The sequence below is a fragment of the Paracoccus ravus genome (genome assembly GCF_004522175.1).
Classification (GTDB): Bacteria; Pseudomonadota; Alphaproteobacteria; order Rhodobacterales; family Rhodobacteraceae; genus Paracoccus; species Paracoccus ravus.
The window spans coordinates 1-15,939 of sequence record NZ_SDEB01000017.1; the positions used below are offsets into that span (position 1 = coordinate 1).

13 protein-coding genes and 1 pseudogene are annotated in these 15,939 nt (G+C 63.2%); 7 read left to right on the plus strand and 7 right to left on the minus strand.

The annotated features are described in order from the left end of the window. Nucleotides 1-156: 156 nt before the first annotated feature. From ESZ60_RS13785 to ESZ60_RS13810, 6 genes and pseudogenes are all read right to left on the minus strand, one after another. Nucleotides 157-500, minus strand: a pseudogene (locus tag ESZ60_RS13785) (transposase); the annotation flags it as partial. A gap of 185 nt (nucleotides 501-685) precedes the next feature. Further along, nucleotides 686-1,039, minus strand: a complete 354-nt coding sequence (locus ESZ60_RS13790) for a hypothetical protein (protein ID WP_134681317.1) — start codon at nucleotides 1,037-1,039, stop codon at nucleotides 686-688. A gap of 812 nt (nucleotides 1,040-1,851) precedes the next feature. Then, nucleotides 1,852-3,099, minus strand: a complete 1,248-nt coding sequence (locus ESZ60_RS13795) for a urate hydroxylase PuuD (protein ID WP_134681318.1) — start codon at nucleotides 3,097-3,099, stop codon at nucleotides 1,852-1,854. Between the two features lie 144 nt (nucleotides 3,100-3,243). After that, complete coding sequence (locus tag ESZ60_RS13800) at nucleotides 3,244-4,557, minus strand: sensor histidine kinase (RefSeq protein ID WP_134681319.1); 1,314 nt, start codon at nucleotides 4,555-4,557, stop codon at nucleotides 3,244-3,246. Then, nucleotides 4,554-5,216 carry a response regulator transcription factor gene (locus ESZ60_RS13805; protein WP_134681320.1) on the minus strand — a complete coding sequence of 221 codons (663 nt, stop codon included), beginning with the start codon at nucleotides 5,214-5,216 and terminating at the stop codon, nucleotides 4,554-4,556. The genes ESZ60_RS13800 and ESZ60_RS13805 overlap by 4 nt, the downstream gene beginning before the upstream one ends. Next, entirely contained in the window at nucleotides 5,216-5,647 is a 432-nt protein-coding gene (locus ESZ60_RS13810) for a hypothetical protein (RefSeq protein ID WP_134681321.1), read from the minus strand. The genes ESZ60_RS13805 and ESZ60_RS13810 overlap by 1 nt, the downstream gene beginning before the upstream one ends. Nucleotides 5,648-5,776: 129 nt before the next feature. On the opposite strand from ESZ60_RS13810, the gene ESZ60_RS13815 reads away from it, so the two are divergent. The 7 genes from ESZ60_RS13815 (at nucleotide 5,777) to ESZ60_RS13845 (ending at nucleotide 15,460) form a co-directional block, all read left to right on the plus strand. Continuing rightward, nucleotides 5,777-6,607: a hypothetical protein gene (locus ESZ60_RS13815; RefSeq protein ID WP_134681322.1), complete on the plus strand. Its 831-nt coding sequence runs from the start codon at nucleotides 5,777-5,779 to the stop codon at nucleotides 6,605-6,607. Between the two features lie 184 nt (nucleotides 6,608-6,791). Further along, the gene (locus ESZ60_RS13820) at nucleotides 6,792-8,366 is read left to right on the plus strand and encodes an OpgD/OpgG family glucan biosynthesis protein (RefSeq protein WP_134681323.1); all 1,575 of its coding nucleotides are present in this window, start codon (nucleotides 6,792-6,794) and stop codon (nucleotides 8,364-8,366) included. Nucleotides 8,367-8,391: 25 nt separating this feature from the next. After that, a complete protein-coding gene (mdoH, locus tag ESZ60_RS13825; protein WP_245155703.1) occupies nucleotides 8,392-10,542 on the plus strand; it encodes a glucans biosynthesis glucosyltransferase MdoH in 2,151 nt (716 codons plus the stop codon). Next, nucleotides 10,539-11,669, plus strand: coding sequence for an OpgC domain-containing protein (locus ESZ60_RS13830; RefSeq protein WP_134681324.1), 1,131 nt, complete (start codon nucleotides 10,539-10,541; stop codon nucleotides 11,667-11,669). Before mdoH ends, ESZ60_RS13830 begins: the two co-directional genes overlap by 4 nt. A 63-nt stretch (nucleotides 11,670-11,732) precedes the next feature. After that, nucleotides 11,733-13,403 carry a formate--tetrahydrofolate ligase gene (locus ESZ60_RS13835; RefSeq protein ID WP_134681325.1) on the plus strand — a complete coding sequence of 557 codons (1,671 nt, stop codon included), beginning with the start codon at nucleotides 11,733-11,735 and terminating at the stop codon, nucleotides 13,401-13,403. A gap of 3 nt (nucleotides 13,404-13,406) precedes the next feature. Next, nucleotides 13,407-14,012: a nicotinate-nucleotide adenylyltransferase gene (locus ESZ60_RS13840; protein ID WP_134681326.1), complete on the plus strand. Its 606-nt coding sequence runs from the start codon at nucleotides 13,407-13,409 to the stop codon at nucleotides 14,010-14,012. Beyond that, nucleotides 14,009-15,460 carry a D-alanyl-D-alanine carboxypeptidase/D-alanyl-D-alanine-endopeptidase gene (locus ESZ60_RS13845; RefSeq protein ID WP_134681327.1) on the plus strand — a complete coding sequence of 484 codons (1,452 nt, stop codon included), beginning with the start codon at nucleotides 14,009-14,011 and terminating at the stop codon, nucleotides 15,458-15,460. Before ESZ60_RS13840 ends, ESZ60_RS13845 begins: the two co-directional genes overlap by 4 nt. On the opposite strand, the gene ESZ60_RS13850 is transcribed toward ESZ60_RS13845, so the two are convergent. Further along, the gene (locus ESZ60_RS13850) at nucleotides 15,461-15,883 is read right to left on the minus strand and encodes a tellurite resistance TerB family protein (RefSeq protein ID WP_134681328.1); all 423 of its coding nucleotides are present in this window, start codon (nucleotides 15,881-15,883) and stop codon (nucleotides 15,461-15,463) included. Between the last annotated feature and the right edge of the window lie 56 nt (nucleotides 15,884-15,939).

A 15,939-nucleotide genomic window follows, 5' to 3' on the forward strand; every position in this document is an offset into this window, starting at 1 on the left:
GTGTTCCGAAAACCTCCGGTCAAAAATGGCCCTCTGAGGCCGGCCCCTTTATGAGGATCGGGACGCGCGGATCTCCATCTTGGCAGCGGTCATCTCGCCGACATGCCGGATACGTTTGTGCAGGCTGCTCACGTCGAAATCCAATCGGCGCTTGCAACGGGGCGGGCCATACGTTTTTACCCCAAGGCTCGATGCCGTGCGATGCGCCTTCAGATACGTCGCGTCGATCATGATCGTCTTGTGCTCAGGCTCTCGGCGGCCAGGCCGATCATGATCCTAGCGAAGCCCCCATTGTCACTCCAGCGCTTCCATCGGTTGTAGAGGGTCTTTGCCGGACCGTATGCCTTCGGCGCGTCGCACCACCTCAACCCATTGCGATTAATGAGGATTATACCGCTGAGGATGCGACGATCATCAACCCGGGGCTTGCCGTGCCTCTTGGGAAAGAACGGTTTCATACGCCCCATCTGGACGTCGCTCAGCCAATAAAGGTTGCTCATCGATGAGGTCTCCTTGCGGAGCCTGAATCACGCCAAATGCCTGAAATCAATGGGTCTGGAGCCTAGCCCCGATCCGAGAAGCTCATATTAGGTGCAGAATAGGTCTATCTTTTGTTTCGTTGGTTGGCCGCGAATAATCCCGCAGGGGTCAAATCTAGAAGAAAAACACGCGGAAGCAGACACATCTAAATACTACGTACCAGCTCAAGAATTGAGCTTGTCTTCCATACAATACCGATGTCGGATTCTGCATTGACACGTCCACTATAAATACCAATTAGTTTGGAAACTGGCCCAGGGTAGGTGGCAATACTCCCGTCTTCCATCGCAACCGCGCCTCCCGAACGATATGCGAGCACAGGCGATCCTGATTGTCCTTGGCGGGAACGGCAGTCAATCAACTGGATCGGCAGGTTATTAAAATCGATGATCGGTTCGGATGCGATAAACCCGGTGGCCCAAACCGGGTAAACGCCACCAGCTTTGATTCCGAATGGGAAGCCGACAACGCTGATTGCGTCAGCGGGGCCGATCATCATATTTACGCCTGGCTTCGCAGGATCATACGGATAAAGGGCAACGTTCTCGATTTGAGTTAGTGGTAGGGCAACAAAATCTGCCCTCGAACCCAATACAGGATGCTCGATCCAGCGTTGTTTTTCATTATCGGGGTCAGAGTAAAGCGGCTCTATTTTCCTCTGCCAAGACCCTAACTGTCCTTCGACGTTGTGATGAAGCTACAACTTCATTTGGAACACCACCAGTAGGGGAGAAAGGCTTATTGTTGTCTTGGTGCCGTCCGGTGACGTTATGCCTATTCGTTATCAGGACCGGTCATAGTTTGGAGGGAGACACGAAACCTGTTCCGGTGGAGAGCGCCTGACCGTTAACACGCATCTCCAGAAGCAACGATTGGATTGAAGGTTTGGCGATCCGTTCCAAGTCTGCCTCTCAAATGAATTAGGTTCTGCGGTCATCGCGAATCGTATCTTGTCCACACACAATAATACGTGACGTTATGCATTAAAAAAAGGATAGGTTAGGGCCAAGTGGAGTCTGCTTCGGCGTTCTCAGATAGCGATTCTCCAATTTCTTCGTGCCGCCGCATTCTCGTGTTTCATGCGGTGAGCAACGAACGGCGGCTTCCCCGCCGCTAACAGCTCTCGTAGCCACATCAAATTGCGCGGTCGCGATCGGCAGAAATGTCCCGCATCGCCGCCTCTCACGCAAATCACAAGGAAATTCAACTTAGCTAGGTAGCCCGCAGCATTGCGGCAGGTTTCCTTGTCCTAAACTGCAGAGTTTCCCGACAGGCGCATCCTCGTCCAGAAACACGCGCCGGGCAAATCCTTCAATTCGCGGCGAAGGCTTTGGGCAGGCCGCGATACCAATCCATGATCGCCTGCCGCTCGGCAGGCTCCATGAAGCTGACATTCGCGGGGGGCATGGCATTGGTCACGCCCGCCTGAATGAAGATCTCGCGCGCGGCGCGGGTGATGTCGTCGGGGGTCTCGAGCAGGACGCCCTTGGGCGCAATGTGGATGCCCTCATATGAGGGCTCCCTGGCGTGGCACATCGAGCAACGGCCCACGACCGCATTATAGGCCTCGTCCCAGCCCGGGGCATCGACCATGGCCTGCTGCGTCGGGGTCAGGATGCGGGCCTCGGATTCCTCGAGCGTCTGGCGGAACATCGGCGCGGTCGAGATCCACATCACCAGGATGAACAGGATCGCGGTGATCGCCCAGCACCACCAAAGCTGTCCCTTGCGGGCATGCATGGTGTTGAAGAAATGCCGGATGGTCACGCCCATCAGAAAGATCAGCCCGGCGATCACCCAGTTCAGTTCCGAGGCGAAGGCCAGCGGGTAATGGTTCGACAGCATCAGGAACACGACCGGAAGCGTCAGGTAGTTGTTATGGGTCGAGCGCAGCTTGGCGATCTTGCCGTATTTCGGATCGGCGGGACGGCCGGCCTTGAGATCCGCCACGACGATGCGCTGGTTTGGCATGATGATGAAGAACACGTTCGCCGTCATGATCGTCGCGGTGAAAGCGCCCAGATGCAGCATGGTCGCGCGGCCTGTGAAGATCTGGTTGTAGCCCCAGCCCATCGCCAAGAGCATTGCAAACAAGAGCAGCATCAGCAGGGTCGGAGTCTCGCCGAGCCTGGACTTGCACAGGAAATCATAGATCAGCCAGCCGAGAGAGAGCGACGCGGCCGAGATCAGGATCGCCTGCCAGGGCGCAAGCTCCATCTTGGCCGGGTCGATCAGGAACAGTTCGGAGCCGACCCAATAGGTGACCATCAGAAGCGCCGCTCCCGAGATCCAGGTCATGTAGCTTTCCCATTTGAACCAAGTCAGATGCTCGGGCATCCGTTCCGGCGCGACCAGATATTTCTGGATATGGTAGAAGCCGCCGCCATGGACCTGCCATTCCTCGCCATGCGCGCCCTTGGGCAGATGCGGGGCTTTCTGCAGGCCCAGGTCGAGGGCGACAAAATAAAAGGACGAGCCGATCCAGGCGATCGCGGTGACGACATGCGTCCAGCGAATCGCAAAGGCCAGCCAGTCCCAGATCACGGCGAAATCGGACATGCATTGCTCCTGTCTTGCTGGAGAAACCCTAGCCGATCCGGCGCCTTCTCGGAAATCGGCAGGAGTGCCGTTGCTGTCTTAACCCTGCGTTGAAAATCGGCGCAATAGCCCAAACTCAAGCCAACCTGTTTCCCATGCGCGCGATCAGGCCGGCAATATCAGAATTGCGGCCAGCCCGCCCATCGACGACTCGTTGAGCTGCAAATGCCCGCCATGCAGCGCCGCGAGATCGGCGACGATCGCGAGGCCAAGCCCGCTACCCGGCGGACCGCTCTCGTCAAGCCGACCGCCCCGCGCCATGGCCCGGGCGTGATCTTCGGCCGACATGCCCGGTCCGTCATCCTCGATCATGATGCGCAGCGTGGCCCTGTCCTCGGGCCGGGCGGCGATCCTGATCCGGCCATTGGACCACTTCACCGCATTCTCGATCAGATTACCCAGCATCTCTTCGAGATCCTGCCGCTCGCCCGCGAAAGAAAGCCCGGGCGGGATCTCGGTCTCGAGCTTCAGTTCGGCGATCGAGATCGGCCCGCGCAATACCATGAGCAGATCCTCGACCACCGGCAGCAGGGCGGTACGTTGTCCCAAGGTCCGCGTGCCTCCGGCACTGCGGGCCCGGCGCAGATGCCAGCCGATCTGGCTGTCCATGCGCGCGACCAGCCCCTGTCCGGGATGGTCGATGGGGAGGCTGTTGCCCAGGGCCGCCAAGGGCGTTTTCAGCGAATGGGCGAGATTGCCGACATGTTCACGGCTGCGCGACAGAACCAGCCGGTTCTGTTCCAGCAGACCATTGATCTCGGCCGCGATGGGCCGCAGTTCGGCTACCTGTGGCAAAGGCAGGGTCTCGGCCTTGCCCGCCCGGATCGCACGCAGATCGCGGCCCAGCCGGTCGAGGCTGCGCAGCCCTGCCGCGACCTGGATCAGGCTCGCGAGCGTCAGCGCCATTCCCAGAAAGCCGAGCGAAACGGCCAGCGGACGACGCAAGCGGGCAAGGCTCGCATCGATCTCGGCGCGCGGGGCGGCCACGACCACGGCGAGGCCCGATGGTAGATCGGGCAGCGTGAACCTGTGGCGCAGGATGCGCAGCGGTGCGCCGTCCGGACCTGTTCCCGCGCCGCCAGTGAAATCCGCATCGGGCGCGCGCATGACATTGTCGAAAAGCGAGGCGGATTTGGCAATGACCCGCTCGCCCTGCTGCAACTGCCAATACCATCCCGAAAGAGGAATGCCAAAGCGCGGGTCGCTTGGCTCCTGCGCTGTCATGGGCCGGCCTGCCTCGTCGATGGTTGCGGCGGCGATCAGCGCATCTGCGACGGCCTCGGCCTCGGCGTCGAAACGGTCGGTTATGAAACGCTCCATGATATCCGCAATGGCCAGATAGCCGGCAAAAAGCGCGGCCCCCGTCAATACGGCGCCCAGCCCGATCAAGCGTGTCCGGATGGAGTTGCGCAGGATCAAGCCTGACCCCGCAGCACATATCCTTCGCCGCGCCTTGTCTCGATCAGGCCTTCGCCGATCTTGCGGCGCAAGCGGCCGATGACGACCTCGATGGATTTGAAATCTCGGTCGGTGGCCGCGTCGTAGAGATGCTCTGACAATTCGCTGCGGCTGACGACGCGGTTCTGGTGGTGGATCAGGTAGGACAGGATGCGGGCCTCGAAGGCGGTCAGTTTCAGTGCCATCCCGTTGCGGGTGATCACGCCAAGCTGACTGTCGAGCCGCAGCGGCCCGGCCTTGATAATGGCCTGCGCATGGCCCGCCGCGCGCCGCACGAGGGTCTGGGCGCGGATCACCACCTCGTCGAGACGAAAGGGTTTGACTGCGTAATCATCCGCTCCGGCCCGAAAACCCGCGACCTTGTCGGTCCAGTCGCCGCGCGCGGTCAGGATCAGCACGGGCATCTTGATCCCGTTTTCGCGCCAATGCGTCAGGACCTCGATCCCCGGCATTCCGGGCAGGCCCAGATCCAGCACCGCAAGGTCATAGCTTTCGGTGGCTCCGAGATATTCGCCGCGTTCCCCGTCGCGGGCGATGTCGCAGGCAAATCCTCCGGCGCGCAGGGCCAGGTCAAGCTGCTCCGAAAGGATGGGATCATCCTCGACAATCAGGCATTTCATCACTTTTCTCCGCTCGAGCGGCGGGCGCGGGTCAGGCCCGCGCCCCTGACTTCCAGAAAGGACCCGTCATGCGCATCCAGCCGGATGAGGATGACGTCCCGGTCCGGGGTGAGAAGCCGCAATTCGTGGACGAGTTCCACCCCTCGGTCCCGCTCGCCCGGCGTCGGAGGACGCAGCCGGGCCGCAATCAGCCTGCCGCGGAACCGTGTCGTGGCCAGGCGCGCCGCCTCATTCAGCGGCAGAACGCGCTGCTCGGGGGTGATGAATATGTCGTAATCCGGCGACAGGCCCTCGGCTTCGGCTTCGGCATTCGGTTCGGGCCATCGCGGCGCGGCGCTGAGGTGAAGCGGCGTGCAGGCCATAGCGGTCGCTGCCATGACCAGCAGGGCGCGGCGGCATCGAAAGGAAAGCGGGGGCAGGAGGCTGGACATGGTCCCAGCATAGGGCCAGAAGTCCAAACGAAAACCAAATGATCCATTCGTCTTCGGTTAGCGCAGGTTTGGCTAGAAGCGATTCGCAGGGGGCATGCCCCGGTTGATTTAGACAAAGCAGGAAATGACATGAGCAGAAACTTCACATCCTCGGTCGCCGCGGCGGCCATGATGGCCTTGCTGGCTGGATCGGCTTTCGCACAGACCCCGGCGGCACCCGAAACCAACCCACCGCGCGCCGCGGCTCAGGCGCCCGTCGCGCTGCCGCAGGTGCTTGCGGATGCGGGGCTTACCGATGTCACGCGCAAAGAGACCCGGCGCGGCGAGCGCATCAATGGCAAGCTGGCCGATGGAACGGTGATCAACGCGATGCTGAATGCCCAGGGTGTGCTGGCCGGTCTGCGCGCCGAGGGCGACGCCCTGCTGCCCGCCTCGATCACCGACGCGCTGATCCCGCAGGCCGTGCGCAGCCAGCCGATCTTTGCCGAGATCACCGGGCTGAATGCCGTGTTCATGGGCGAGCAGGGTGTCATGCTCTCGGGTACGGACGCGCAAAAGAACCCGCTGCGCGCCGCTTTTGCCGAGGATGGCACGCTGATGCGCTTTGGCCGCGGTGAGATGGGTCGCGATCGCGGTCCCGATCGCAAGCATGGCGGCAGGGATGGCGGCCGCGAGGCGCATGGCAAGCACGGCGACCACGACGGCATGAAGCATCCCCGTCGCGGAGATCGCGCCGAGGGCCATGGTCCGCGTGGCGATGACATGCGGCGCGAGGCGGGCGAGATGCCGCTCGGGGCCGATGAGGTCCGCGCGAGCCTGACTGAGGCGGGCTACACCGAGATCGGCCAGATCCTTCAGCAAGGCCCGATCACCATTGCCCAGGTCACCAATCCCGAGGGCGAACGCGTGCTGGTGGAACTGGATCCCGCAGGTCAGGTGGTCCGCGAACTCAACCGCTGAACCAGGACTTTTCGACCGGACCCAGAGGCGTGGCATGTTTGCCACGCCTTCTTCTATTTTTCGTGATCGGATAAAGAATTGGCAAGGCTTTGCCGTTCGTAGTTAAAAGGCTTGCCTGATCGTCGTCACAATGCCAAATCCGCACGGATTTTCGCCCCTTTGGGGCAAGTACCGGGACCAGTCGATGTATCGTCGTGAATTTGTCATATCTGCCGGAGCCGCCCTTGGCGCGGCCGGCGCGCTCAGCTCGAAATTCGGAGCGGCGCAGGCCCAGGACGCCTCGGCGGCCGCTGTTCCCGCGCAGGATGCGGCGCAGCCTGCCGCACGGCCCTTCGGCTTCGAGGATGTGGCGGCTCTGGCACAGGAACTTGGTGCAAATGCCTATAATTACCGGGATTCGGACCTGGTCGGCAGTTTTGCCAATCTGACCTATGACCAGTATCGTGGCATCCGTTTCCGCCGCGACCGCGACCCCTGGCTGGGCAGCCGAGATTTCGCGCTGGATCTGCTGGCGCCGGGCGCGATTTTCCATGAGCCGGTCGATATCAGCCTGGTCGATAATGGCGTGGTCATTCCGGTGAAATTCGACCCGCATATGTTCGAGTTCGATTCCAGCCTGTTCCCGGATGGCGTCGATTACGAGACCGTGGGCAATATGGGGTTTTCCGGCTTCCGGCTGCGCGCGCCGCTGAACCGGCCCGATGTCATGGACGAATTCGCGGTGTTCCAGGGCGCGAGCTATTTCAGGGCGGTGGCGCGAGGCACTCTATACGGGATCTCGGCCCGCGGTCTGGCCATCGGGACGGGCAGTGCCGAGGGCGAGGAGTTTCCCTTGTTCCGGGCCTTCTGGATCCACAAGCCCAACCCGCAGGACCGTTCGGTCCTGATCCATGCGCTGCTGGACAGCCGCTCGGTGGCGGGAGCCTTTGAGTTTCGCGTCACCCCCGGTGCCGAAACCGTGTTCGACACGCGCGTGGCGCTGTTCCCGCGCCGCGAGATGCGCAATGTCGGGATTGCGCCCTTGACGTCGATGTATTGGTTTGGACCCACCGACCGCACGCGCGTTGACGATTACCGGCCGGCGGTCCATGACAGCGACGGCCTGCAGATGCTGACCGGAGGCGAGCAGCGGCTGTGGCGCGTCCTGTCGGGGCATAGCACGCTGCAGATCTCGGCCTTTTCCGATGTCGATCCGCTGGGCTTCGGGCTCGCGCAGCGCGCAAGGCGCTTCGAAGCCTATCAGGATGCCGAAGCGCGCTATGAGAAACGCCCCTCGGCCTGGATCGCACCGCAGGATGGCTGGGGCGCGGGCACCGTTACCTTGGTCGAGATCCCGGTCCAGAACGAGTTCAACGACAATATCGTCAGCTTCTGGCAGCCGGCTGATCCTCTGACCGCGGGCGAGCGGCATGATTTCAACTATATGCTGAGCTTCTCGCCCGAGCCGCCCGACAGCGCCCCCATCTCGCGCGTGATCGAGACCATGTCCGGCCAATCCGTGAACAATGCCTCGGCGCGGACCTTTGTCATCGATTTTGACCTGTCGGTCTTTGGCGCGGACGACCCGCTGGCGCATATCAAGACCTCGTCCGGGACGATCGGGCACAGCTACCTGCTGCGTCTGGCCGATCAGGGTCGGATGCGGTTGGCATTCGAATATATTCCCGAGGGCGAGAAACTTGCAGATCTCTCGGCGGTTCTCAATGGACCGGAAGGCCCTCTGAGTGAAACCTGGATCGCGCGCTGGACCCGCGAGTGACGCCGTGACCGAGATGGATGACAGGATGTCGCCGCAACAGCCCGACGACGGCGCAACGGACCTGCCCTTGTCGGAGGAGGCGGAATGGGCCGCACTTGAGCTAGATTTGCCGGGCGGCCCCGCCACGCCGCCCGAGGCGCGTCTGGACATGCCCGAGCAGGATTTTCGCGCCCGCCCGCCTTTGGGGCCGGATAGCGGATGGCCGGGTCCTCTCACGATCCTGGCGCGACTGGTGGCCTTTGGTGGTGCGGCGGCGATCGCCTGGCTCGGCGTAAAAGAGATGATCAGGGTTTTTGGCGACAACCCGACCTTTCTTCAGACGGTCCTGCTGGTCCTGTTCGGACTCACCTTCACCTGGGTGGGATTTTCCTTCAGTTCGATGGTCGCGGGATTTCTCGCGCCCCGGCTCAAGACCCCGACCGGACCGAATGACGCGAAGGTCGCGATCATCATGCCGGTCTATCATGAGGATGCCGCCGCGACCGCGGGGCTGCTCGCGGCACTGGCGCGCGACCTCTACCGCGTGGGCATGGCCGACCGCAGCGAGGTCTTTGTTCTCTCCGACAGCCGCCAGCCCGGCGCGGTTTTCGAGGAAATGATCGCGATCAGCCGCTTGCGGGACATTTCTCCGGTTCCGATCTGGTATCGCAGACGCCGCAGCAACAAGGGCCGTAAGGCCGGAAACGTCGCCGATTTCGTCATGCGCTGGGGTGGGCGCTACGATCAGATGGTCGTGCTCGACGCCGATTCCGTCATGGGCGCGACGACGATCAAGGCGCTTTCGGCACGGATGAACGCCGATCCGGCGGTCGGCTTGATCCAGACCATGCCGATGCTTGTCGGCGGGCAGACGATTTTCGCACGGCTGACCCAATTCGCGGGGCGGATCTACGGACCCTCCATTGCGCGGGGTGTCGCGGCATGGTCCGGCGATAGCGGCAATTTCTGGGGCCATAACGCGATCATCCGGGTTTCGGCCTTTGCCCAATGTTGCGGCCTGCCGGAACTGCCGGGCATGCCGCCCTTTGGCGGAACCATCCTGAGCCATGACTTTGTCGAGGCCGCGCTTTTGCGCCGCGCCGGCTGGAAGGTGCGGCTGGATCATGATCTGCGCGAAAGCTTCGAGGGCAGCCCCCCCACGCTGCTTGACATGGCGGTGCGGGAACGTCGCTGGGCGCAGGGCAATCTGCAGCATTCTCGTCTGATCTTTTCGCGCGGGTTCGCCTGGATCAGCCGGGCGCATTTCGTCATCGGCATCATGGGGTTCCTGATGTCGCCGATCTGGCTCGCGATGATCCTTGTCGGCCTCGCGCTCTCGGCCAATGTGCTCTTGTCGCGGCCCGATTATTTCCCTCAGACCTACCAGCTTTTCCCCGATTGGCCGACCTTTGATCCGGTGCGGATGCTGTGGCTCTTCATCGCGGCGATGTCCTTCCTGCTGGTGCCCAAGTTCATCGGCATCTTCCGCGCCTGGATGAGACCGCTGGCGGCGAATTCGGGCGGCAAGGCAAGGCTGCTGGGCTCGGCCCTGTTCGAGATCACGCTTTCGGCCCTGATCGCGCCCATTCAGATGCTGATCCAGACCCGTCAGATCATCGATATCCTGCGCGGACGCGATTCCGGCTGGGAGGCGCAGGTGCGCGCGGGGCAGATGCCGCCCTGGCGCGTGGTCCTGCGGCGCCATTCGCTGCATGTCAGCCTGGGCCTCGGAACGCTGGTGGTGCTGGCGATCTTTTCGCCCGGGCAGTTGATCTGGCTTTCTCCGATCCTGGCGGGCCTGATCCTGTCCCCGATCACCTCGCGCCTCTCGGCAAGCCCGGTCTTCGGGCGTTGGGCGCGCCGTCAGGGTCTGCTGGTCACCCCCGAAGAGCGTGAATCGCCCGAGATCCTCGCCGCCGCGAATGCGCTGGATTATCGGATTGCCGGCAGTCTGCCGCGCGACGGGCTTGCGGCGATGGGCCGCGACCCGGCGATGCAGGCCCGCGTCGCGTCCCTGCTGCGGGCCGGCGCGCCGCAGGGACCGGCTGCGGGGCGGCTCGATGCCATCTCGGCCGAGGCCAAGCTGGCCCATGCCTCGACCCAGGCCGAAGCGCTGTCTTTCCTCACTGAATCCGAAAAGCTCGCCATGCTCGAAACCCGTGCGCTGGTCGAGGTCTTTGCGAAATTGCCGAAATGAAACGGATCGAAGCCCTGGATATGCTGCGCGGCTACGCGCTGGTCTGCATCATGCTCGATCATATGCCGAAAGGGGTGCTGCGCGGCTTCACCCTGGCCAATTTCACGGTTTTCGACGCGGCCGAGCTTTTCGTCCTGCTCTCGGGCTTCCTCGTCGGTATGGTCTGGGTCAAGGTCGAGGCCCGCGAGGGCCGGGTCGCCGCGCAATGGCGTTTCCTGAAACGCGCCTTCAAGGTCTGGCAGGCGCTGGTTCTCGGCGCGGTGCTGCTCGCGCTGTTTTCGCATCTTCTCTATGAGATGAAGATGAACCACACGGCGGTCTGGTTCCAATATTCCCGCTGGATCGTGGAAAATCCGCTGGGCTATGTGGCGACGGTCGCCCTGATGTGGATGCAGCCGAACCTGCTGGACGTTCTGGCGCTTTACGTGCTGCTCATCGCCACGGCCCCGATCACCGTCCCCTTCCTGCTGCGGATGCCCTTCACTGCCATGGCTGTTTCGCTGGGGATCTGGTGGCTCTCGGAGCCGCTGAATTCGATGATCCCGAACCAGCGCGAGGGGCAGGGGCTCTTGTTCAACCCCTTTGGCTGGCAGCTGCTGTTCTTTACCGGGGTGGCGATGGGTGCATTCCGCGACAGGTTCATGCCGGTCCTGCGCCAGCGCAGCGGCGTGCTGAACGGCGTGGCAAGCGCGATCCTGCTCTTTGGTCTTGCCATCCTGATCTGCTGGAGGATCGGTGCGCCGGCAAAACCCGTCGCCGACATGTTGAAGCAGGTCTATGGCTCGATCGACAAATGGTCGCTGGACGGGTTGCGCTATGTCTCGATCATCTCGGCCGCCTGGCTCGTGGCGGTGCCGCTTGCGCCCGCTTTCTCCTGGATGGCCCAGACGGTGATCGGCCGCGATCTCGCCGAGATCGGACGGGGCGGGCTGTGGTCCTTTGTCAGCTGCGTGCTGCTGTCGATCTGGGGGGATGCGCTGGACATGACGGCGCCGCCAGGCGCGACCGGTTTCCTGCTGCGCATTGCCATCGACATCTGGGTGATCGTCGCGCTGTGGATCTCGGCCGCGCTCTGGCTGCGCCGCGCCGAATGGATGGGACGCCTGCGCGCGCTCTTGCCGCATTGAGCATTGCTGCGCCACATTATCTTGATCCCCGTGGCCGGGATCGACGTCAGTCACGGAGAAGGCATGACTTCCGATATTGAGATCGCCCGCGCCGCGCGCAAGCGCCCGATTGCCGAAATCGCCGCCAAACTGGGCATGGGTCCGCATGACCTCCTGCCCTATGGCCATGACAAGGCCAAGATCACGCATGAGTTCATTGCCGGTCTGTCGGGCCGCAAGCATGGTCGGCTGGTGCTGGTCACGGCCATCAACCCGACCCCGGCGGGCGAGGGCAAGACCACCACCACGGTCGGTCTTGGCGATGCGCTGAACCGGATCGGGCGGCGTGCGACAATCTGCATCCGCGAGGCGAGCCTTGGGCCGAATTTCGGGATGAAGGGCGGGGCCGCCGGGGGCGGCATGGCCCAGATCGTGCCGATGGAAGAGATGAACCTGCATTTCACGGGGGATTTCCACGCCATCACCAGCGCGCATAACCTGCTTTCCGCGATGATCGACAATCATATCCATTGGGGGAACGAGCTGCGCATCGACCCGCGCCGCGTGACCTGGCGCCGCGTCATGGACATGAATGACCGCGCGCTGCGCCAGACCGTGATCGGGCTCGGCGGACCGGCCAATGGCCATTCCCGCGAGAGTGGCTTCGACATCACGGTCGCCTCCGAGGTGATGGCGATCCTTTGCCTCGCGGGTGACCTCGCTGACCTGCAGGACCGGCTGGGTCGCATCGTGATCGGCCAGACCTTTGACAAGTCCCCCGTCACCGCCCGCGACATCGGGGCCGATGGGGCGATGACGGTGCTGCTGCGAGACGCGTTGCAGCCGAACCTGGTGCAGACGCTGGAAAACAACCCGGCCTTTGTGCATGGCGGTCCCTTTGCCAATATCGCGCATGGTTGCAACTCGGTCATGGCGACGCGGACGGCTTTGGCACTTTCGGATTACGTCGTGACCGAGGCGGGCTTCGGGGCCGATCTGGGGGCCGAGAAATTCCTTGATATCAAGTGCAGGCTTGCCGGACTCGAGCCCGATGCGGTGGTGCTGGTCGCGACCGTGCGCGCGCTCAAGATGAATGGCGGTGTCGCCCGGGGCGATCTGGCTCACGAGAATGTCGCGGCGCTGCAGCGGGGCTGCGCCAATCTTGGCCGACATATCGAGAATTTGCGCGGCTACGGTCTGCCGGTGGTGGTGGCGATCAACCATTTCACCTCGGATACCGAGGCCGAGATCGCGGCTGTGCGGGATTACTGCGCGACGCATGGCGTCCAAGGGATCCTGTGCCGGCATTGGGCCGAGGGCGGCAAGGGCGCCGAGGAACTGGCCCGCGCCGTCGCACGCTTGGCCGAGGATGGCGCGTCCGATTTCGCGCCGCTCTATCCAGACGAGATGACGCTCTGGCAAAAGATCGAGACGATCTGCAAGCGGATCTACCGCGCCGATCATGTCGAGGCCCCGCCCGCGATCCATGAAAAGCTGGCCGAATGGCAGGCCTCGGGTTTCGGGAACATGCCGGTCTGCATGGCCAAGACGCAATATTCCTTTTCGGCGGATCCGACCGCGCTGGGGGCGCCGACGGGGTTTACAATTCCCTTGCGCGAAGTGCGGCTTTCCGCCGGGGCGGGGTTCATCGTGGCGATCTGTGGCGAGGTAATGACCATGCCGGGTCTGCCGCGCCAGCCCGCCGCGCTGCGTATCGGGCTGGACGAACACGGCCGCATCGAGGGGCTGTTCTGAGCCGTGCGGGCGGGTCTGCCCCTTGCCCTGCCGGGAATGCGGATCGGCCTGCTGGGCGGGTCCTTCGATCCGGCCCATCCCGGGCATCTGCATATCACGCAAGAGGCATTGCAGCGCTTTCGGCTGGACCGGGTCTGGTGGCTTTTCAGCCCCGGCAATCCATTGAAGCCGAACGGTCCCGCGCCACTTGACCAGCGGCTTGCAGCGGCGCGGGACCTGATCGGGGACCCCCGCATCCTGGTCACCGATCTCGAAAGCCGACTTGGCACGCGCCTGACCGCGGATACGATCCTTGCGCTGCGCAGCCGCTATCCGGGTGTGCGCTTCGTCTGGCTGATGGGGGCCGACAATCTGCGGCAATTCGATCGCTGGGATCGCTGGCAATCTATCGCGGCACAGGTACCGATCGGGGTGATCGCCCGCCCCGGTTGGCGAATGCCCGCCCGTTTTTCCCGCGCGGCGCGGATCCTGTGGCGCAACAGGCTGCCTGAAACACGGGCTGGTGATCTGGCAAATTCTGTCCCTCCGGCCTGGGTCATGGTAAACGTGCCGCTGAACAAGCTGTCCTCGACCGCCATCAGGGCAGGGAAAAGCGGAGGCGAGGGATGACCGTCACAAGACGAATGCTGCTCGCAGGATTTGGCGCGGGCCTTTTTGCCGGGCGTGCGCTGGGGCAGGTGGCGGGGGTGGCGCTTCCCGCGACCCAGATCCCGGCGCTGGGATTCGACGCCGAGCCCAGCATCGCGTTTGCCAAGCTTGGCGGGGATGTCGGCTTCGCGGTGCTCGATGCGCAGAGCGGTGAGGTTGTCTCGCACAGGCACGAGGCCCGGCCGATGGCCCCGGCAAGCACGCTCAAGATCGTGACCGCGCTATATGCCCTTGACCGGCTGGGGGCGCAGCATCGCTTCGCGACCCGGGTCATTCGTGACGGCGACCGGTTGATTCTGGCGGGCGGTGGCGATCCGCTGCTGGATACGGATGATCTGGCCGCGCTCGCCGCCCGCACCATTGCGGCATGGCAGGGACCCGCGCCGACAAGCTTTGAAATCTGGGGCGGCGCGCTGCCGCAGATGGGGCGGCTGTCGCAAAGTCAGGACGAGCATCTTCCCTATAATCCCAGCCTGTCCGGCATGATCCTGAATTTCAACCGGGTGCATCTGGGCTGGCGTCAGGGGCAGATGTCGCTTGAGGCACGGGGCTCGGGCCTGTCGCCGCGCGCCTATACGGTCAGCATCCGCGCCGTGGATCGCAGCTTGCCGCTCTTCACCTATGAGACCACGGAGAAGAAGGAGGCCTGGACCATCGCCCGCCGCTCCATGGGCAAATCCGGTTCGCGCTGGCTGCCGGTGCGCCGGCCCGAGCTTTATGCGGGGGATGTGTTCCAGACGCTTTGCCGCGCCAAGGGCCTGGTCCTGCCCACGCCCCGGCTGAGCACACTGACCCCGACCGGAATCGAGCTTGCGCGTCTGGAGAGCGCCCCCTTGACCGAAATCGTCGATGGGATGCTGAAATATTCCAATAACCTGACGGCAGAGGTCATCGGCCTGGCCGCCAGCGGGAAATCCGATCCGGAAGGCTCGGCCCATGCCATGGCGGAATGGTTGGGCCAGATCCTGCCCGGCGATGAGTTTGCCTTTCACGATCATTCCGGCCTCTCGGCGCAAAATCGCGTGACCGCCATGACGCTGGCGCGCCTTTTGGCGCTGGAAAGCGCAAGGCGGGATCTGCCCGGCTTGCTCAAGCCGATCCCGCTGCGGGATGCAAAAGGTCGCAAACGCGAAAGCCCGATCGAAATCCTGGCCAAGACCGGGACATTGAACTTTGTCTCGAACCTCGCCGGTTATGCGCGGTTTGCCGATGGCCGAACACTGGCCTTTGCCATCCTGAGCGGCGACGAGGCCCGGCGCGCCGCGACCGAAGGGCAGGAACTGCCCGACGGGGTCAGCACATGGACCCGCCGCTCGAAAGAGATGCAGCAAGCTCTGATCGAAGGCTGGATGGGGGCCCTGCCGGAGCGCGTGGCCGCGCCCGCCGGGGCCACCGGCACCCTGCGCTGATCAAAGCACGCGGTGCCGCGCGCGTGCCGCCAATTCGATTGCAGCCGAATGCAGACGGTCGATTTCCAGTTGCTCGCGGATTTCTGCCAGCATCTCGGCCTCGATCTCGCCCAATCTTCCGTCCGAGGCCGCGACGTCGCAGGCCAGCAGATAGGCGGTGTCATACAGCCGTTCGGGCAGCGAGGCGCGCACGAGCCCGAAAAGCGCATCCAGCCCGTCTTCTTCTTCGAAGAGCGACATGACCGTCTGCGACACGGGGCGAATCCGGTCGATGTCGTAATTGGCAAAGACCGGCGTGTGATTGACGGCGCGCTCAATGGCGACCAGTTCCGCGGTGCGCAGGTTCTGGTCCGAGGCCGAGACCCCCACCATGACCGCGACAAGGGCGTCGCAGGGCGAGAAGGAGGGCAGGTTTTCGGACATGTCATTTCTCCGTTGGGATTGGGGGTAATTATTGACCATTTCGCGCCGTTTCAATA